General features: G+C 69.1%; 16 protein-coding genes and 1 pseudogene. 6 read left to right on the forward strand and 11 right to left on the reverse strand.

The features are described from left to right. Positions 1–154 precede the first annotated feature (154 nt). Positions 155–1,540, reverse strand: coding sequence for an LLM class flavin-dependent oxidoreductase (locus D6T64_RS16355; protein ID WP_119975755.1), 1,386 nt, complete (start codon positions 1,538–1,540; stop codon positions 155–157). A 113-nt stretch (positions 1,541–1,653) separates the two neighbouring features. Between D6T64_RS16355 and D6T64_RS16360 the strand changes: the two genes are divergently transcribed. Continuing rightward, positions 1,654–2,982 (forward strand): ATP-binding protein, encoded by a 1,329-nt coding sequence (locus D6T64_RS16360; RefSeq protein WP_119975756.1) that lies wholly within the window; start codon positions 1,654–1,656, stop codon positions 2,980–2,982. A gap of 18 nt (positions 2,983–3,000) precedes the next feature. On the opposite strand, the gene D6T64_RS16365 is transcribed toward D6T64_RS16360, so the two are convergent. After that, positions 3,001–3,723: a DedA family protein gene (locus D6T64_RS16365; protein ID WP_119975757.1), complete on the reverse strand. Its 723-nt coding sequence runs from the start codon at positions 3,721–3,723 to the stop codon at positions 3,001–3,003. Between the two features lie 126 nt (positions 3,724–3,849). Here D6T64_RS16365 and D6T64_RS16370 point away from each other — a divergent pair, with 126 nt between their 5' ends. Further along, entirely contained in the window at positions 3,850–4,863 is a 1,014-nt protein-coding gene (locus D6T64_RS16370; RefSeq protein ID WP_119975758.1) for an acyl-CoA thioesterase, read from the forward strand. Between the two features lie 9 nt (positions 4,864–4,872). Here the strand turns inward: D6T64_RS16370 and D6T64_RS16375 are convergent, their stop codons facing one another. Further along, positions 4,873–5,088 (reverse strand): hypothetical protein, encoded by a 216-nt coding sequence (locus D6T64_RS16375; protein ID WP_119975759.1) that lies wholly within the window; start codon positions 5,086–5,088, stop codon positions 4,873–4,875. A 197-nt stretch (positions 5,089–5,285) separates the two neighbouring features. Between D6T64_RS16375 and D6T64_RS22700 the strand changes: the two genes are divergently transcribed. Then, a complete protein-coding gene (locus D6T64_RS22700) occupies positions 5,286–7,817 on the forward strand; it encodes an excinuclease ABC subunit UvrA (RefSeq protein WP_158594908.1) in 2,532 nt (843 codons plus the stop codon). A 27-nt stretch (positions 7,818–7,844) separates the two neighbouring features. Here the strand turns inward: D6T64_RS22700 and D6T64_RS16380 are convergent. Next, a pseudogene (locus D6T64_RS16380) lies at positions 7,845–8,717 on the reverse strand (DMT family transporter); the annotation flags it as partial. Positions 8,718–8,777: 60 nt separating this feature from the next. Here D6T64_RS16380 and D6T64_RS16385 point away from each other — a divergent pair. Together D6T64_RS16385 and D6T64_RS16390 are read left to right on the forward strand one after the other, a co-directional pair. Next, complete coding sequence (locus D6T64_RS16385) at positions 8,778–9,791, forward strand: LysR family transcriptional regulator (RefSeq protein WP_233551283.1); 1,014 nt, start codon at positions 8,778–8,780, stop codon at positions 9,789–9,791. 48 nt (positions 9,792–9,839) lie between these two features. Continuing rightward, positions 9,840–11,303 (forward strand): DHA2 family efflux MFS transporter permease subunit, encoded by a 1,464-nt coding sequence (locus tag D6T64_RS16390; protein WP_377011822.1) that lies wholly within the window; start codon positions 9,840–9,842, stop codon positions 11,301–11,303. Positions 11,304–11,376: 73 nt separating this feature from the next. Here the strand turns inward: D6T64_RS16390 and D6T64_RS16395 are convergent, their stop codons facing one another. The 5 genes from D6T64_RS16395 to D6T64_RS16415 all read right to left on the reverse strand — a co-directional run bounded on the left by D6T64_RS16395 (position 11,377) and on the right by D6T64_RS16415 (position 16,179). After that, positions 11,377–12,009 (reverse strand): hypothetical protein, encoded by a 633-nt coding sequence (locus tag D6T64_RS16395; protein ID WP_119975762.1) that lies wholly within the window; start codon positions 12,007–12,009, stop codon positions 11,377–11,379. Positions 12,010–12,082: 73 nt separating this feature from the next. After that, positions 12,083–13,093, reverse strand: coding sequence for a CPBP family intramembrane glutamic endopeptidase (locus tag D6T64_RS16400; protein ID WP_119975763.1), 1,011 nt, complete (start codon positions 13,091–13,093; stop codon positions 12,083–12,085). An 86-nt stretch (positions 13,094–13,179) separates the two neighbouring features. Beyond that, the gene (locus D6T64_RS16405) at positions 13,180–14,067 is read right to left on the reverse strand and encodes an ABC transporter permease (RefSeq protein ID WP_119975764.1); all 888 of its coding nucleotides are present in this window, start codon (positions 14,065–14,067) and stop codon (positions 13,180–13,182) included. Next, positions 14,054–15,046: an ABC transporter ATP-binding protein gene (locus D6T64_RS16410; RefSeq protein WP_119975765.1), complete on the reverse strand. Its 993-nt coding sequence runs from the start codon at positions 15,044–15,046 to the stop codon at positions 14,054–14,056. The genes D6T64_RS16405 and D6T64_RS16410 overlap by 14 nt, the downstream gene beginning before the upstream one ends. After that, positions 15,043–16,179 (reverse strand): LolA family protein, encoded by a 1,137-nt coding sequence (locus tag D6T64_RS16415; protein ID WP_199719197.1) that lies wholly within the window; start codon positions 16,177–16,179, stop codon positions 15,043–15,045. Before D6T64_RS16415 ends, D6T64_RS16410 begins: the two co-directional genes overlap by 4 nt. A gap of 170 nt (positions 16,180–16,349) precedes the next feature. On the opposite strand from D6T64_RS16415, the gene D6T64_RS16420 reads away from it, so the two are divergent. Further along, a complete protein-coding gene (locus tag D6T64_RS16420) occupies positions 16,350–17,138 on the forward strand; it encodes an EI24 domain-containing protein (protein WP_119975846.1) in 789 nt (262 codons plus the stop codon). A 1-nt stretch (position 17,139) separates the two neighbouring features. Here the strand turns inward: D6T64_RS16420 and D6T64_RS16425 are convergent, their stop codons facing one another. Together D6T64_RS16425 and D6T64_RS16430 are read right to left on the reverse strand one after the other, a co-directional pair. Next, positions 17,140–17,613: a J domain-containing protein gene (locus tag D6T64_RS16425; protein ID WP_119975766.1), complete on the reverse strand. Its 474-nt coding sequence runs from the start codon at positions 17,611–17,613 to the stop codon at positions 17,140–17,142. Beyond that, the gene (locus D6T64_RS16430; RefSeq protein WP_119975767.1) at positions 17,610–18,107 is read right to left on the reverse strand and encodes a hypothetical protein; all 498 of its coding nucleotides are present in this window, start codon (positions 18,105–18,107) and stop codon (positions 17,610–17,612) included. The genes D6T64_RS16425 and D6T64_RS16430 overlap by 4 nt, the downstream gene beginning before the upstream one ends. Positions 18,108–18,130 lie beyond the last annotated feature (23 nt).

The raw sequence follows: 18,130 nt of genomic DNA on the forward strand, positions 1-18,130 counted from the left end.
TACCCTGCCGGTAGTCAACCGCGGTCCGACCGAGCTACGCGGGTAGTCGCGGGTGAAGCACTCCCCGCGCACCTCCCGACCGCCCTTGAACGGCCGTTCGCAGCGCGGGTGCTGCGCCGTTACGCGGGACTCACGCCACGAGAATGCCGCCGGGCTACCCGGCGAGCACGCCGGCCCCGACCCGGTACCCCGCGCCGCGGTGTTCCTCGGGCAGGCGGTCGCCGCGGCCGTGCAGCTTCTGCCGCAGGGTGCCGTCGGCGTACTCCGTGGGGTACACGCCGCGCTTCTGCAGCTCCGGCACCACCCACGTAACGACGTCTTCAAAGGTGCCCGGGGTGATCGCGTAGGCCAGGTTGAAGCCGTCCACGTCGGTCTCCGCGACCCACTCTTCGAGCTGGTCGGCGATCTCCACCCCGGAGCCCACGATGAACGGGCCGAGCCCGCCGATCGCTCCCGCGCGGGCGATGTCGCCCACGGTCCACTCGCCGCCGTCGGGCCGTGCGGCCTGAAAGTTGGCCACCGTCGACTGGATCGCGTTGCTCTTCACGTTACCGATCGGCTCGTCGAGGTCATAGGTCGAGAGGTCGACGCCCATCCAGCCACTCATGAAGACGAGCGCACCCTCCTCGCTCGCGTAGCTCAGGTAGTCGCGGTATTTCGCTTCCGCTTTCTCGGGTGTCTCGTCGGTGATGATCGTCAGCAGCGTGTAGATCTTCGCCGAATACCGGTCACGGCCGGCGGCCTCGAGCGCGTCCCGAATCTTGGTGACGGTGGCCTTCAGCCCGGGCTTCGTCGACGCGGCCACAAAGATCGCCTCGGCGTTTCCGGCAGCGAACGCGATTCCCCGAGCGGATGCCCCGGCCTGGTAGATCACGGGCGTGCGCTGCGCAGACGGTTCCGACAGATGAATACCGGGCACGGTGAAGTGCTTCCCCGCGTGATTGATCGAGTGCACCTTCGACGGGTCGGTGAACACGCCGGTCTCCCGGTCGCGCACGACCGCGTCGTCCTCCCAGGAGCCCTCCCACAGCTTGTAGAGCACCTCCAGGTACTCGTCGGCGTGGTCGTAGCGGTCGTCGTGGGCCAGCTGGTCCTCGTTGCCGAGGTTGCGGGCGGCGGACGGCAGGTAGCCGGTGACCACGTTCCAGCCCACGCGACCCTTCGTCAGGTGGTCGAGAGTCGACATCCGCCGGGCGAAGGGATACGGGTGTTCGTAGGCCGTGCCGGCGGTGACGCCGAATCCGAGGTGCTCGGTCACGTAGGCCATCGCGGGAATCACGAGCAGCGGATCCGCCACCGGAATCTGCGCGCCGTTCCGAATCGCGGCCTCGTTGGTGCCGCCGTAGACGTCGTAGGTGCCGAGCACGTCGGCGAGGAAGATGCCGTCGAAGCGACCGCGTTCGAGGGTCTGGGCGAGCTGGGTCCAATACTCCAGGTCGGTGTAGTTCTGGGAGCGGTCGTCGGGGTGCCGCCACAGCCCGGAGGACTGGTGCGCGACGCAGTTCATGTCAAAGGCGTTGAAGCGAATCTGTCGAGGCATGGCGCCAGCCTGTCGAAATCCACCTGGGAACGCACCCCCGCCCGCAACACCGCGTCACACTCTGCGCTTTTGCTGCGTGCCCTAGGTTGGGAGGCAGGACCAAGGGAGCTTTCATGACCGGCTGGCGTTTACGCGATTTCCACTCCGACGACCTTGACGGCGTGCTGCGCCTCTGGGAGGAGATCAAGGCCGCCAAGACCGAACCGGTCTACGGCCTGCCCGAAGTACTCGCGAGCTGCCAGAAGGACCACGCCATCGTCGCGATGCACGGCGAGGAACTCGTCGGGGTTGCCGTCGGCCGCGCCGCCCACGCGCAGGGCTGGATCGTCTTTCTCGCGACCGCGCAGAAGTGGCAGAGCCAGGGCATCGGCTCGGCCATGCTCGCCGCTCTCGAGAACCGGATGGCGCCCTACGGCCTCACGAAGCTGTCGGCGCTGATGCCCGAATCGGCGAGCAGGGTCGACGCCTTCCTCAACCGCGGCTTCGAGGTGAAGAAGAACCTGCGCTACTTCGAACGCCACATCCCGGTGCAGCGCGAGGAGCTGAAGGCCCTCTCCGAGCTCGGCGGCCGGGTGCTCTCCCGCGACCTGTGGACCGCGGTCGGCGGTATGAAGCGTGAGAAAGAGCTTCTCGAACGACGCCTCGTGATGCCGCTCGCCAACCCCGACAAGGCCGAGGAGTTCGGCGTGGTGCCACCCAAGGCCGTCGTTCTGTTCGGTCCTCCCGGCACCGGCAAGACCACTTTCGCCAAGGCGATCGCGTCCCGGCTCGAGTGGCCCTTCGTCGAGGTCTTCCCGTCACGGCTCGCCGCCGACCCCAAGGGCCTGGCCGGGGCGCTGCGCGAGACGTTCATCAAGATTTCCGAGCTGGAACACGCGGTCGTCTTCATCGACGAGGTCGAGGAGATCGCCGCCCAGCGCGGCGGCGAGCCGCCGTCGGCCCTGCAGGGCGTGACCAACGAGCTGCTCAAGATCATCCCGGCGTTCCGCGAGCAGCCGGGCCGGCTACTGGTCTGCGCGACGAACTTCGTTCGCGCCCTCGATTCCGCGTTTCTGCGCCACGGCCGGTTCGACTACGTGATTCCGATCGGGCTGCCCGACCAGGCCGCCCGCCGGGCGATCTGGGAGCGCTACATTCCCGAGGCCGTCACCGGCACGGTCGACCTCGAAGCCCTCGTCACGGCGACCGACGGGTTCTCCCCCGCCGACATCGAATACGCGGCTCGTCGGGCCTCACAGGAAGCGCTCGAACGGGCCCTGTTTGGGCGCCCGGCGGATGTCGAAGACGGCGCGGATGCTCCGACCACCGGGAAGGGCTCGGACGCCATCACCGGACCGAGCACCGCCGACTACCGGAGCGCGATCCTCGCGACCCGCACAACGGTCTCACCGCAGGTCGCCGCCGAATTCCTCGAGGACATCGACACCCTCGCCCGGCTGTAACCGCCCGCGCGACGCCCGCTAGTCGCGAACGGCCGGCTCGCGAGGCTCCGTGGGCTCGACGAGGTCCGCGGGCAGGGTCGGGCTGACGGATGCCGCCGCTTTCCGCTCCTTGCGCGTCGCGTTGGCCGCCTTGTACAGCTCGGATAGGATCGGCAGCCCCGACAGCAGCACGATCGCGATGATGAAGTACTCGGAGTACTTCTCGACGAATTCGATCTGGCCGAGCAGAAATCCGACCATGGTCAGGCCGACACCCCAGGCGAACGCCCCGATCATGTTGAAGAGCATGAAGGTGCGGTATTTCATGTGGCCGACACCCGCCGCGACCGGCACAAACGCCCGAAACACCGGCAGGAAACGGGCGATGATGATCGCCTTGCCGCCGTGCTTGACGAAGAAGGCGTTGGTGCGCTCCACGTTCTTCGGGTTGAAGAAGCGGTTCTTCTCCCGCGAGAACACCGCCGGCCCGGCCTTGCGGCCGATGTAGTAGGCGAGCTGGTCGCCCGAGAAAGCGGCGATGAAGATGACGAGGCAGGTGACCCAGATCGGGAACGGCACGTCGCCGGTCGCGGTCAGAAGGCCGACAGTGAAGAGCAGGGAGTCACCCGGAAGGAACGACAGCACGAGAAAGCCGGTTTCGATGAACACAACCGCGGCGACGCCGAGCAGAACGAACGAGCCGAACCATCCGATCAGCCACTCCGAGTCGAGAAAATCGATGCCGAAGAGCATGGGCTGCATGAAGGTTCCTGACTGTCGGGGGTAGACCCTGTGTAGGGTAGCGCATGCTCGGGAGTGCGCGCTGCACGGAACGCGCGACCGGGGTGTGTGACTCTTGATGTAGACCACAAGCACCAGGAGACACCCATGCCCGATCCAGCCAACCCGCTCGTCCAGCCCGAAACCACCGAACCCCGCCACAGCGATCGCATCACCCTGCGGTTCATGGCCGTGCCGCAGGATGTCACCGCGGCGGGCACCACCGTCGCCGCCGGCAGCGTTCTCGAGTGGATCGACAAGGCCGGATACGCGTGCGCGGTCGGCTGGGCAGCCTCCTTCTGCGTCACCGCCTACGTCGGCAACGTGCACTTCACCCGCCCGATCGAATCCGGCCACCTCGTCGAGGTGCACGCGCGCATCATCCACACCGGACGCACGAGCATGCAGGTGCTCGTCACGGTCGAGACGACGGATGTCCGCGAACGCGCCTTCACCCCCGCCACGCACTGCATCCTGGTTTTTGTCGCGATCGACGACGCCGGCAAGCCCCGTGAAGTGCCCACCTGGCAACCGGAAAACGACGCCGACCGCGCCCTGCAGGCGAATGCCATGGACCGGCTCGAGCCGCGCAAGCGCATCCAGGCGTCCATGCGCGCGCAGGAATATGCCGTCGGCGGCACCGCCCCGCGCACGGTGTTCCGCTTTCTCGCCGACCCAGCTGACGCCAACTGGGGCGGCAATGCCCACGGTGGAACCGTCATGCGCTGGATCGACGAGGCCGCCTACGCGTGCGCGGCCAGCTGGAGTTCCGAAGCCGCCGTCGCCGTCTATGCCGGCGGCATCCACTTCTATCGGCCGATCCACATCGGCCACATCGTCGAGGTCGACGCCCAGATGATCCGCACCGGCGCGCGCAGCATGCACATCAGCGTGCGGGTGCGCTCCGGCAGCCCCCTCACCCCAGACGACCTTCAGCTGACGACACAGTGCATGAGCATCTTCGTGTCGGTCGGCACCGACGGCCGGGCCGAAGCCGTCGCGCCACTGCCCCTGACCACCGAGCAGGACCTGAACCTGGACGCGCACGCCCGCGAGTTGATGCTGATGCGCGAACCGATGAAGACGATGCCGGTCAACCTTGTGCGGCGGCACCGCCCCTAGTCCGCGCGGCTAGGCCCGCGCGTCCGCGCTGGCCTGGTCGGCCTGGTTGGCCTCTTCCGCCTCTTCCGCCTCTTCCGCCTGCACAGCCTGTTCGACCGACGGCGCGGTGAGCACGGGCCGGGCGCCGAGGGCATGGTGACGGCGCAGCACGAAATCGCGCTTGAGTGCTTCCCAGCGCAGTTCCGATGCCGTGTGCAGGAGCGGGTCGTGCGGTGCGTCGGTCATCACGGGTTCTCGCAGTCTCTGGTTCAACAGGCATTCTGTGGCAGCAACGCGGACCCACCCGGTCAGCGCCACAGGTGACCCGCATGCTCCGCCCGAAGGCAAAAGAACCGCGCTCCTGTATATTACCGCGGGCGCCGCACCGGCAGCTCGGGTTGTCTGACCCCAAACGCCCAAAATCGGTGCGTAAAGTGGACCGAATGCAGCCCTACCCCGCACCCGACGCATCCGTCACCGACCCCGCCCCGAACCTGCGCGGCGGTTTCGTGCGCGTGCGCGGCGCCCGCGAGAACAACCTGCAGGGCGTCGACGTCGACGTGCCCCGCGATGCGATCGTCGCCTTCACCGGGGTCAGCGGCTCGGGCAAGTCCAGCCTCGCCTTCGGCACCATCTTCGCCGAGGCCCAGCGCCGGTTCTTCGAATCGGTCGCGCCCTACGCGCGCCGGCTGATCCAACAGGGCCACACCCCGCACGTCGATGAGATCACCGGCCTGCCGCCGGCGGTCGCCCTGCAGCAGCGCCGCGGCACCCCGAGTTCCCGGTCGAGCGTCGGCACCGTCACCACCCTGTCCAATTCGCTGCGGATGCTGTTCTCCCGCGCCGGCCTGTACCCGGCGGATTCCGCCGGTCGCCTCGAATCCGACTCGTTCTCACCGAACACCGCCATGGGCGCCTGCCCCGAGTGTCACGGCCTCGGCATGGCGCACACCGTAACCGAAGCCTCGCTCGTGCCCGACCCGAGCCTCAGCATCCGCGACGGTGCGATCGAGGCCTGGCCGGGAGCCTGGCAGGGCAAGAACCTGCGCGACATCCTGATCGAGCTCGGCTACGACGTCGACACGCCCTGGCAGCGCCTCGATCGGGCGACCCGGGACTGGATCCTCTTCACCGAGGAACAGCCCGTCGTGCAGGTCACCCCGCAGCGTGACCGCATCGCCAAGCCGTACCAGGGCCGGTTCTGGAGCGCGAAAAGCTATGTGCTGCACACCCTCGCCGACTCGAAGAGCCAGAGCGTGCGCGCCCGCGTACTGCGCTACGTGGAGACCGGCCCGTGCCCACTGTGCGGCGGCGCGGGCCTGCGCCCGGATGCCCTCGCGGTGACGTTCGCCGGCCAGAGCATCGCGCAGTTGAACGCGCTGCCGATGTCGCAGCTGGTCGGGGTGCTCCGCAGCGGCGCCGAGTCGAGCGAGGTCGCCGCCACGATCACCGCCGACCTTGGCCGCCGAATCGACGTGCTGCTCGACCTCGGCCTCGGCTATCTGAGCCTGGGCCGGGCCACCCCCACCCTCTCGCCCGGTGAGATGCAGCGCCTGCGCATCGCGACGCAGCTGCGGTCGGGCCTGTTCGGCGTGATCTACGTGCTCGACGAGCCCTCGGCCGGGCTGCACCCCGCCGACGCCGAGCCGTTGCTCGTGGTACTCGAGCAGCTGAAGCTCTCGGGCAATTCGGTCTTCGTCGTGGAGCACAACATGCAGGTCGTGGCGCAGGCGGACTGGGTCATCGACGTGGGCCCACGCGCCGGCGAGGGCGGCGGGGTCGTGCTCTACAGCGGTCCGACCGCCGGGCTGGCCGACGTGCCCGAGTCCGTCACCCGCGACTACCTGTTTCCGGCCGCTGCCCCGGCGAGCGTCACCGTCGCCCACACCCTGCGGCAGCCCCACGCCTGGCTCACCCTGCACGGCATCACCCGGCACAACCTGCGCGCCCTCGACGCCGAATTCCCGCTCGGCGTGCTGACCGCGGTCACCGGCGTCTCCGGTTCGGGCAAGTCCACGCTGGTCAGCCAGGTGCTCGCCGAGGCCGTCGGCGAACGCCTGCACCCTGGAGCAGACGCCACGCCCGACGACGCCGACACCACCGACGACACCGGCGACACCGAAGGCACTGAGGCCCGCGTCGAACCCGACGAGGGTGTCACCGTCGAGCGCATCGACGGCCTCGACGCCGTCGATCGGTTGGTGCGGGTCGACCAGAAGCCGATCGGCCGCACCCCGCGGTCCAACCTCGCCACCTACACCGGTCTCTTCGACGCCGTGCGGGTCGCGTTCGCCGCGACCGACGCCGCGAAGAGCCGCGGGTTCGGCGCCGGCCGGTTCTCGTTCAACGTCGTCGGCGGCCGCTGCCCGACCTGCCTCGGCGAAGGCTCAGTCGCCGTCGGGCTGCTGTTTTTGCCCGGCAGCTACGCGCCCTGCCCCGACTGCCTCGGATCCCGCTACAACCCCGAAACCCTCGAGGTGACCTACCGCGGCAAGACCATCGCCGAGGTGCTCGGCCTCACGGTGGACGCCGCCGCCGACTTTCTCGGGGATGTCGCATCCGCTGCCCGCAGCCTGGCCACCCTGCGCGAGGTAGGCCTCGGCTACCTGCGGCTCGGCCAGCCCGCCACCGAACTCTCCGGCGGCGAGGCGCAGCGCATCAAGCTCGCGACCGAGCTGCAGCGCGCCCGCCGCGGCCACACGCTCTACCTGCTCGACGAGCCGACGACCGGGCTGCACCCGGCCGACGTGGAGCTACTGCTCGCGCAGCTGAACCGGCTCGTCGACGCCGGCAACACGGTCGTCGTCGTCGAGCACGACATGCGGGTGGTCGCCGCCGCCGACTGGGTGATCGACCTTGGGCCCTCCGGTGGCGATGCCGGTGGCCGCATCCAGGTCGCCGGCACCCCCGCGCACGTCGCCGCCCACCCCACGAGCGCCACCGCCCCCTACCTGAGCGCGGCCCTGCACCCGTAACTGCCGGCGACGGATGCTCATCGTCGCGACCCCGAGGATGACCACGGCCCCGCCGACCAGTTCACTCAGATACGGCAGTTCCCCCAGCCAGACGAACGCGATCAGCACGGCGACCGGCGGCACCAGGTACAGCAGTGACGTCGCCGCCGCAACGGGCAGCCGGGCCGCAGCGAAGCCCCACAGCACGAAGCCGAGAGCGGAGGGCAGCAGCCCCAGGTACACGGCCGCGCCCCAGGCGGATGCGTTCGCCGCCAGCAGGTCGGCCCACGCGAACGGCAGGCACGGCAGCAACATGACCGAGCCGGCGATCATGCCGTAGGTGGCGACCTCAAGGCTCGAATAGCGCTTCAGCAGGGGTTTGGTCAGCGGATGGTAGACACCCTGCACGACCATCGCCGCCACCAGGATCCACACCGCGGCCGACAGGGTGAACCCCGACCGCGCCAGGGACACCATCACGACGCCGGTGAGGGCGATCGCGCTGCCGACGATCTTCAGCGCGGTCAGTCGTTCGCCGAACACGCCGGCCGCGATGGCCACGCTCACGAGCGGCGCCGCCGCCACGATGATGCTCGCCGTGCCGGCCGGCACGTAGAACTCGCCCCAGTTCAGCAGCACCTGGTAGGCGGCCATGCCGAAAAAGCCGCAGGCGAGGATGAGCGGCACGTCCCGCCGGGCGGGCAGGCGCACCGTCATGAGCGGCGCGAGCACGAGCAGGGCGACGGCCGCGATGCCGAGCCGAGCGAGGGACAGGCCGAGCACCCCGAGCTCGGGGGCGGCCACCCGAATGGCGGGGAACGCGCTCGCCCAGAGCACCACCACGCCGAGGCCGGCCAGGACAACAGAGGTGCGGGAGGAGGTCATGCACCCAGTGTGCCGAACCCAAGAGCAAACATCCATTTACTTTTACTGCCACTTCACCTAAGGATGGTTGATGTGTTAGATGTCAGAAAACTTCGCATGCTCGCCGCGCTCGACCGCCTCGGCACGATCGCCGCCGTCGCGGTCGAGCTGCACCTCACCGCGCCCGGAGTGTCGATGCAGCTCGCCACTCTCGAGCGTGACGTGGGACTCACGCTCACCGAACGCCACGGCCGCACGCTCGCCCTCACCCCCGCCGGTCGACTGCTGGCCCGGCACGGCCGCGACCTCGTCGACCGCCTGTCGCTCGCTGAGATGGAGGTCGCCGCCCTGCGCGGGGGTACAGCCGGCACCTACCGTGTCGCGGCCTTCCCCTCGATCGCCCGCACGATCGTCGCCGATACCTGGCGAACCCTGCTGGAGCGGCCCGAACTCGGCCTGAGCATGGAACTGCTCGAGCTCGAGCCTCAGGACGCCCTGCCGGCCCTCGCCGCCGGCAGCGTAGAACTCGCGCTCACCCACGCCTACTCGAATATGCCACAAACGGCATTCACGGGATATGTGGCCGTTCCGCTGGCCACCGAGCCGGTCTGGCTCGCTGTGCGAGCCGACGACCCGGCCGCCCCCACGCCCGCCGGCACCGGCCCGGTGCCGGCCGACCTGCGCGACTTCGCCCGCCACCCCTGGATCATCCCGCACCGCAGCTGGGCCTGCCACGAGATGGTGCAACGGGCCTGCGGCCTGGCCGGATTCGCTCCCCGAGCGGTCGCCGAGGCGACCGATTTCGCGGTCTCGCTGGCCCTGGTCGCGGCCGGCGTAGGAGTGGCCCTCGTGCCGCACTTCGCGGTCGCACGCGTGCCCGCGGGCGTGACGCTGCATCCGCTTCGAATGCCCATCGTGCGCCACGACTACCTGGTCACCCGGGAATCGACCTATGCCGATCCCGGAATACAACGACTTCAGGCTCTGTTCGCCCAGTCGGTTGCCCGCATCGCCCCCGATTGTTCACCCGTTATCGGGAATAATCAGGCCGGCGTGGGCGCTGTGGCTCAGAGTGCAGATCGTGATCCACACCGTGGGCCGGCGGCACCACCAACCACATCAATGCCGTAGCAAGGAACCACCATCACCGAATCCACACTCACCGGTCCCCAGCCGACCGTGACGAATGCCCGGGCCGTGCAGACCCCGGCCGACGCCTACAACGAGCACACCGACCCGAAGCACGACGCCCGCAACCAGCTGGTCATTCGGCTGTTGCTCGTCTCCGCGTTCGTGGTCATCCTCAACGAAACGATCATGGGTGTCGCGCTGCCACACCTCATGACCGACCTCAGCATCACGGCGACCGCCGCGCAGTGGTTGACCACGGCGTTCATGCTCACCATGGCCGTCGTCATCCCGATCACCGGATTCCTGCTGCAGCGCTTCAACACCCGCCCGGTCTTCATGGCCGCGATGGCCCTGTTCAGCGCCGGCACCCTGATCGCCGCGATCGCGCCGGGCTTCGAGGTGCTGCTGGTCGGCCGCATCGTGCAGGCCACGGGAACCGCGATCATGATGCCGCTGCTCATGACGACCGTCATGACGCTGGTACCCGCATCCTCTCGCGGTAAGACCATGGGCAACATTTCCATCGTCATCTCCGTCGCCCCCGCCATCGGCCCGACCATCTCCGGAATCATCCTGAGCGTGCTCGACTGGCGCTGGATGTTCATCCTCGTGCTGCCAATCGCCCTCGGCGCGCTGGCCCTCGGCGCCGCACGCATCAAGAACGTCTCCACTCCGCGGGCCGTTCCGCTCGACGTGTTCTCGGTCGTGCTGTCGGCCTTCGGTTTCGGTGGCTTCGTCTACGGCCTCAGCAACCTCTCGTCAAGCTCGGCCGGCTGGCTGCCCCTCGGCGTCGGGGTCGTGGCCCTCGCCGGGTTTGTGCTGCGCCAGCTGTTCCTGCAGCGCACCGACCGGGCCCTGCTCGATCTGCGCACCTTCACGTCCCGCACCTTCACCACCGTGGTGCTCATGCTCAGCGTGAGCATGATGGCGCTGTTCGGAACCATCATCCTGCTGCCGATCTACATGCAGACCGTGCTCGGCCTCGATGCCCTCGCCACCGGCCTGCTGCTGCTGCCCGGCGGCCTGACCATGGGCATCCTGGCGCCGTTCGTGGGTCGTATCTTCGACCGCTTCGGCCCCACCGTGCTGCTGGTTCCCGGCACCATCGTGGTCAGCGCCGCGCTCTGGTCGATGACACTGATGACCGAGCGCACCGAACCCTGGATGCTGCTGATCGCGCACGTCGCGATGAGCGCCGGCCTCGCGTTCATCTTCACCCCGCTGTTCACCTCGGGCCTCGGCTCGCTGCGTCCGTCGTTGTACTCGCACGGCAGCGCCGTGGTCGGTACCGTGCAGCAGCTGGCCGGAGCAATCGGAACGGCCCTGTTCATCGCGGTCATGAGCGCCCAGATCGCGACGCTCACGGCCGAGGGAATCTCGGAGGTGTCGGCGACGGCATCCGGTGTGCACGCCGCTTTTGTGGTCGGCGCGTGCATCTCGCTGCTCGCGATTCCCGCCGCGTTCCTGGTGCGGCGCCCGGTGGAGTCGCCCGAGAGCGCGTACGCGCACTAGCCCTTCGCTGCAGAAACGCACCCTCGCCGGTTGGTGGGGGTGCGTTTGTGCATTCTCTGGTCGGTAGCTCGGGCTACGTCGTGAGGCCGGGGTGCTCGGCCGGCAGGCCGTGTCGTTGCCCGCTGCGGGCGAGGCGCAGGTTCTTGCTCTCCCAGTCCTCGAGCGCCTGGCGGAGCGGTTCGAGGGCTGCCAGTTCGGCGCAGCGCACACTCGATTTTCCACAGACGCAGAGCTGCGGATGCTCCGGGTCGACCCGGTGCAGCGCGTTCAGCCGCCAAATCACCGCCATGGCCCAGTCCACCTGCTTGCCGGCGAGCTGACCCTTGCGCTCGGCGCGTTTGATCAGGTCGTTCTCGAGCAGCGCCCGCACCCCGCCCACAGCGGTGTGGTCGAAGTTGCCGGTGACGACCTTGCCGAGCTGGGCGACCTGTTCGGCCAGGCCCGCGATCTCGGTGTCCTTACCGCCGATCACGGCGACCGAAGCGGCGGCGAAATCGGTGTTGGCCTCCTGTTCCTCGGCGAAGCGGGCTGCCCACGCGGTGACGTGCTCACGGTCGCGGCGTTCGGATTTCTCCGAGCCGATGTGGCGCACGCACTGCGGGCAGACGACCTGGTCGGTGGTCGAGGTGAAGGTGAACGGTTGCGCGCTCAGGCAACACAGGCACTGGGCCTGAATGTCCTGGTGCAGCGGATAGCTGTGGGTCAACGGTCGAATCCCTGGGTCTGAATGTCGCGGTGCCTACGACCCTACGCGAGTCAGGCCCGACCCGAGCCAGGCCCTACGCGACGGGCCGAACGCGGCGCTGCAACGACGGCTGCGTGCGAAACTGGCCGGCCAGCACGAGCGACATGATGACGGCGGCCATCATGATCCAGGCCACCCAGCCGAGCGGACCCACGGCGACCGGGTCGGCGACCGAGTCGACGGCGATGACCAGGCCCAGAAAACCGGCCGTCGCGTTGAAGGCACCGTGGGCGAACACGGCGGGCCAGATCGATCCGGTGCGCAGGCGCAGCCAGCCGAGCAGCACGCCGTAGAAGACGCAGCCGCCGACCATCATGGCGACCCCGAGCAGGTTGGGCTGGGCGAAGTTGTAGCCGAGCAGGATGAGCGGGCTGTGCCACAGGCCCCAGAGCAGGCCGGTGAGCAGCAGCGCGGGCCAGGTTCCGAGCGGGAGCAGGCTCGGCAGCAGCCAGCCGCGCCAACCGATCTCCTCACCGAGGGCGAAGATGCCGTTGAACAGTGCGGCCAGCGGAATCAGCAGCAGCTGCAGCAGAACGACCGTGCCCACGGGTATGGGTACTCCGCCCGGGCTCGCGGCTTCGAGCACCGCGGCAAAGCCCGAGAAGGTGACCACGTCGAGCTCGACCAGTCCGAGACCGGCGGCGAGGAATACCCCGGCCACGACGAGCAGGCCGCTGCCGAAGATTCCGGCGACGATCATCCAGATGGTGCGCTTGGCCGGCCGCAGTGGCCACAGCCCGAGGTACTGGCTGCTCGGTCGCGGCCGGGGCTTCTGTACGAAGAACACAACCACGAGGGTTGCCAGCAGCGGGGTGAACATGATCGCGGGCAGCAGCAGTCCGGCCAGCGGATGGCTCAGCCCGTCTCCCGAGAGCCACAGCGGCAACGCGACCAGCCAGGCAAGACCACAGGCCAGCAGGGCGAAGGTGATCACGGCCGGCCACGGCACTCGACCCAGCACCAGGCCGTCGGCCGCGGGCGACGTGCCCGCGGCACTCTCCGCTTCCGTGTTGGAACGATCGTCGGATGCAGTTCTGTGGCTCATGGTGCTCTCCCCCGAGTGTGGCGTGGCTTTTAAGCCTAGCGGGCACATCCGTTAAAGAAAACCGTACGCCTTGATTCTGGGCCGGGTCAGGAGAGGATGTCTTTGGTCGCGAACCGGCCGTAGGCGAGCGCCCCGAAGACCAGGATGTAGCCGCCCTGCAGCAGCGCGTTGTCGCTGAAGGAGTCCCACAGGATCGGCTGGCGCAGAATGTCGGCGAATCCCAACCAGTAGTGGCTGAACAGCCACGGATGCAGCCACGCGAGCTGTGGCAGGGCGTCCAGAATTTGAGCGGTCACCGCGACCACGATCGTCGCGGCCATCGCCCCGACCGGCACGGTCGTGAGGGTTGAGATGAACAGCCCGATCGCCGACAGCCCGAGCAGCGACACGGTCACGTAGAGCGCGATCAACAGTGATCGCCCGACGGAGTCCGCGACGCTGATCGTGTCGCCCGAGAGCAGGGTGACCGGCCCGATGGGGAAGAGGATCGCCCCGATGATCGCGCCCGTGATCACCACGGTCAGGGTCGCGACCAGGCAGAACGCCGCCGCGCCGGCGAATTTCACGAGCAGCAGCCGCACCCGCCCCGCCGGAGCGACGAGCAGGTATCGCAGCGTGCCGAGGCCGGCCTCACCGGCGATGGTGTCCCCCGCAGCGACGCCGATCGTCAGCGGCAGAAAGAGCGGAATCGCTACGACGAGCGCGGTGATGCCCACGAAGAGGCCGTTCTGGGTGATCCGGTCGAGAAACGGCGGTCCCTGCCCGGCCGAGACCTCGTTGCTCGAGAGCCGCACGGCGACCGCGATCAGAATCGGGATCAGGGCAAGGGCGAGCAGCATCGCGATGGTGCGGCGGCGGCGAAACAGCACCACCAGCTCCGAGGCGAGCAGCGCCCACCCGAACGCCGCTCCCGCAGCGCCCCGCTCCGGGGCATCCGCCGGGGAAACCTCGGTGATGGGGTTACTGGACGACATCAAAACCCTCCCCGGTCAGCGCCACGAAGCGATCTTCGAGGCTGGCCTCGTCCACCACGAAGCCACGCACCCGCACGTTTGCGGCCACGAGCGAGGCCACGATGCCCTCAGGCGTCACGCTGCGGTCGGTGAGCGGCGCACTGACCGTCCAGCCGGTGGCCGCGTCGACATCCGTCGCTGAGGCCTGCTCATCGAGAGCCGTCGGTGCCAGTCCCAGCCGCAGCAGCACGCCGCGGGCGATGTCCACGTCGGGAGTGCGCAGCCGCACGAAGGCCTGGCCCACCCGGCGCAGCTCGTCGAGGGTGCCGGACGCCACGAGCGACCCGGCGCTCATCACGGCGGCGTGCGTGCAGACCTGTTCAATCTCCGCGAGCAGGTGACTGGAGACGAACACGGTCGCGCCGCCGGCGGCGAGAGACCGCACCAGGTTGCGCACCTCGCGGGTGCCCTGCGGGTCGAGGCCGTTGGTGGGTTCGTCGAGCACGAGCAGGTCGCGGGGCATCAGCAGGGCGTTGGCGAGGCCAAGGCGCTGCTTCATGCCGAGGGAGTAGGCGTGCACCTTCTTGGTGGCGGCGTGGGAGAGCCCGACCCGGTCGAGGGCCTCGGCGACCCGGGCCGTGCGGGTGCGCCCGGGGGCGAAACGGTCGGCGGTGTCGAGGCGGTGCAGGTTCGCCGAGCCCGAGAGAAAGGGATAGAAGGCGGGGCCCTCGACGAGCGCGCCGACCCGCGGGAGCACCTGCTGCAGGCGGCTCGGCATGTCTTCACCGAGCACCCGCACCCGGCCGCTCGTTGCGCCGGCGAGGCCCAGCAGCATGCGGATCGTGGTGGTCTTGCCCGAGCCGTTGGGGCCGAGAAAGCCGTAGACCGCGCCGCGGGGAACGCGCAGGTCTACCGCGTTGACGACGGTCTGGTTTCCGAACCGCTTGGTCAGTTCAAGCGTCTCAATCGCCAGGCCGTCGCTGTGCGGATGGTCGCTCACTCGGCGGCGGCAGCCTGCAGGCTCTCCACGGGCACGGATCCGGCGAGCACCCGCCCGTCATCGGTGACGAGCACGTTGAGCAGGCTGGTGGAGAACAGGTAGCCGCCCGTAATCGCGGTCGTGACCTGTGTGAAGAGCGGCGAGGCCGTCACCTCCGCGTCCACCGTTCCGGCAGGCAGTTCGGCCACGGCGGCCCAGCCCTCCCCGGTCACGGTCACGGGCAGGTCTCCGGCCGGTTTTTCGCCGAAGTCGTGGTCTGACGTGCCGTCATGATCGGGCAGGGCCTGCTCGGTGACGGTGGCGCCGGCCGGCGGGGTGAAGGTGAACAGCGCGGCATCCGGTGCCGTGAAACTCACCTCGGTGAACGCGACCTGGAACGCCGGGTCCTGCTGGCCCTGGGCACGCACGTTGACGCTCAGCGGCATGCCGGTCTCACTGTCGACGAAGATCGACGCCGAGGCGACGAGCGTTTCGTCGGTGCGTGGGGTCAGCCGCAGCTCGTAGGCGTCGCGTCCGGCGATCGCGGTGTCGGTGCCCACGGTCACCTCGGTGCTCGAATCCAGGTCGGCGAGCAGGGTGTCGGCCAGTTCGGCGGGGGTCGGCATCTCACCCAGTTCGGCGGCAGCCTTCGTCTTGGCCTCTTCGAGCTGGGCGCGGGCATCCGCTTCGGTGCCGGCCGGAATGCTGAGGTGGGTCGCTTCATTGCTGTCGGAGTCGTAGAACCAGACCTCGTCACCGTTCACGATCAGGTTGCGCTCGTCGAGACGGTCGATCACCTGCACCCGCAGGTTGCCGGGGCCGTCGGCGAACACCCGGGCGGTGTGCGAACCGGTCAGCAGTTCGAGGGCGGTCGTGGCGGCGGATGCGGCGGCATCCGTTCCGGAATCACTCGAGCCGGTCGACATACCCGACAGGGCGGAACCGAGGTCGGGCAGGCCGAGGTTCGAGGTCTGTTCGATCGTGCCCGAGAAGCTCGAGACGGTGCTGTCGCTGACGAGTGCGAGCACCTCGGCGGCGGTCTTGTCCGGAAGGTCGACGACAGCGCCGGCCTGCAGCGGAACGGCCACCACAGCCACGGCGATCACCGCGGGAACCACAACGGCGGGCATCCACCGCAACCACACGCGACTCATTCGGTCCATCCCTCAGACAGCTGATCCATACGCCCGAGGGTACGCCGCGTGGCCGCCCGCTGTACACCCCAGTGCACCGAGGACGTCCTGCTCGTGGCGGATTCCCAGCCGCCGGCGCCCGGCGCTCGTCGTGATATTCCGGGCCGCGATAATCTGGACGGATGCAGCCGATGCCACCCCCACCCAGCCCCGGCCCCGTGCGCCAGGCCCTCGCCGGCGTGGGATTCCTCGGCAAGGGCTTCTCGATGTGGATCACCTCGCCGCGCCTCATGCTTATCGGCGCCATCCCGGCGCTGATCGTCGGGGCCGTCTATGTCGTCGGCATCGTGTTCCTGGCGATCAACCTGAGCGGCATCGCGGAGTGGGCGACCCCTTTCGCGGCGGGCTGGGCCGAGCCGTGGCGCACGGCCGTGCGCTTCGCGGTCGCGGCGGTCGTCGTGATCGGCAGCATCGTGCTGCTCTCCTATACCTATGTCGCCGTCACCCTGCTCGTCGGCGACCCCTTCTATGAGCGCATCTGGCGTTCGGTCGAAGCCCGTCTCGGCGACGCGCCGGCCGAGAGCAGCACCGGTCTCGTGCGCTCGGTGCTGCGGGCCGTTGCCGATGCCCTCCGCCTGCTCGCCCCGGTCGTACTCGTCGGTCTCGTCATCCTGGTCTGCGGCCTGATCCCGGTGGTCGGCGGCCTGCTCGCGTTCACCCTCGGCGCCCTGTTCGGCGGCTGGATCCTCGCCCTCGAACTCACCGGCCTCGCCTTCGATGCCCGCGGCTACACGCTGCGTCAGCGTCGGGCCCTGCTCGCCGGCCGCCGCGCCACGAGCCTCGGTTTCGGCGTCGCCACCTACCTCTTGTTCCTCATCCCCGTGGCAGCGGTGTTCGTGATGCCCGCCGCGGTCGCCGGTGCCGCCCTGCTCAGCCGCGACGCCCTCGCGCGCGCGGCCCTGCCCGCGCCGACAGGCTGAATCAGCCGGGCAGCAGAATCGTCAGGCCCCAGATCGCCACGGTCAGCACCACGAAGACGACGGGCAGCACGACCCATTCGTGGTGGGCGCGGCGCGGCGCATCCCCACTCGGCGCATCGTCGCAAAACGTCGTGGACCGGGCCACCGACGGGGCCAGCCAGGCCCGGGCATCGCGAATCTGCACGAATTCCGCGAAGCTGAGCGGCTCGCCGGGGCGGCCGGAGGGCGGCGCATCCGCCGGGTCGCGCGGCTCTGTCGGCCGCGGGGCGGCGCGGGGCGCGGCGGCACGCATCAGGTCGCGGGCTTCGATCAGGCGCACGAACTCGGCGGTGGCCGCCCGAATATCGGCGTCGGTGGCCCCGACAAACCGGTCCGGGTGTGACGCGCGGGCCCGGCGCTGAAACGCCCGGTCGATATCGGCGACGGATGCCCCACCCCCCACGTTCAGAATGGCCGCCGCTTCCGAGGGAGTCACGACGATGCCCGGAACGACCGCAGGTACGCCTCGTAGGCGAGGCGGTCGAGCTCGACCTTGACGCGGGGCGCATTCTCGCGCAGATTGTCCATCAGCGCGGCGTTGACCTTGTCCATCCGCCGACCGGCCCGAATGATGAGGATCGGCCCCCACAGCATCGCCGCCCAGAAGACCACGAACAGACCGATCGGGGCGGACAAAGAATACAGGCCGGTCGTGACGATGACCCCGAGCGCCAGAACGAGAAGTCCGATCCAGATCGATCGGCGGGCCGGTGCCGTATAACTGTGGGCGTACTGTTCCCAGGCCCCTTCGTTGCGGCGCCAGAACACCCAGCCCGGCGGCGCGGGCGGACAGTCGGGGGTGGGCGTCCAGCCCGGTGCGGGCTCCCAGCCCAGGTGCCCGGCCACCCAATCACCGGTCGGCGCGGGCCATCGCGGGGGCTGCTGAAACTCCAACGGCAGCAGGCGTGCGAACTGCGACGCGTCGACCATGCGACGAGCGTAGTGCGCCTGGC

This window comes from Cryobacterium melibiosiphilum, from assembly GCF_003602235.1.
Lineage (GTDB): Bacteria > Actinomycetota > Actinomycetes > Actinomycetales > Microbacteriaceae > Cryobacterium > Cryobacterium melibiosiphilum.

Coding starts and splice junctions, on each gene's coding strand:
- D6T64_RS16355 (WP_119975755.1), bottom strand. CDS start 1,540: ATGCCTCGACAGATTCGCTTCAACGCCTTTGACATGAACTGCGTCGCG.
- D6T64_RS16360 (WP_119975756.1), top strand. CDS start 1,654: ATGACCGGCTGGCGTTTACGCGATTTCCACTCCGACGACCTTGACGGC.
- D6T64_RS16365 (WP_119975757.1), bottom strand. CDS start 3,723: ATGCAGCCCATGCTCTTCGGCATCGATTTTCTCGACTCGGAGTGGCTG.
- D6T64_RS16370 (WP_119975758.1), top strand. CDS start 3,850: ATGCCCGATCCAGCCAACCCGCTCGTCCAGCCCGAAACCACCGAACCC.
- D6T64_RS16375 (WP_119975759.1), bottom strand. CDS start 5,088: ATGACCGACGCACCGCACGACCCGCTCCTGCACACGGCATCGGAACTG.
- D6T64_RS22700 (WP_158594908.1), top strand. CDS start 5,286: ATGCAGCCCTACCCCGCACCCGACGCATCCGTCACCGACCCCGCCCCG.
- D6T64_RS16385 (WP_233551283.1), top strand. CDS start 8,778: ATGCTCGCCGCGCTCGACCGCCTCGGCACGATCGCCGCCGTCGCGGTC.
- D6T64_RS16400 (WP_119975763.1), bottom strand. CDS start 13,093: ATGAGCCACAGAACTGCATCCGACGATCGTTCCAACACGGAAGCGGAG.
- D6T64_RS16405 (WP_119975764.1), bottom strand. CDS start 14,067: ATGTCGTCCAGTAACCCCATCACCGAGGTTTCCCCGGCGGATGCCCCG.
- D6T64_RS16415 (WP_199719197.1), bottom strand. CDS start 16,179: ATGAGTCGCGTGTGGTTGCGGTGGATGCCCGCCGTTGTGGTTCCCGCG.
- D6T64_RS16420 (WP_119975846.1), top strand. CDS start 16,350: ATGCCACCCCCACCCAGCCCCGGCCCCGTGCGCCAGGCCCTCGCCGGC.
- D6T64_RS16430 (WP_119975767.1), bottom strand. CDS start 18,107: ATGGTCGACGCGTCGCAGTTCGCACGCCTGCTGCCGTTGGAGTTTCAG.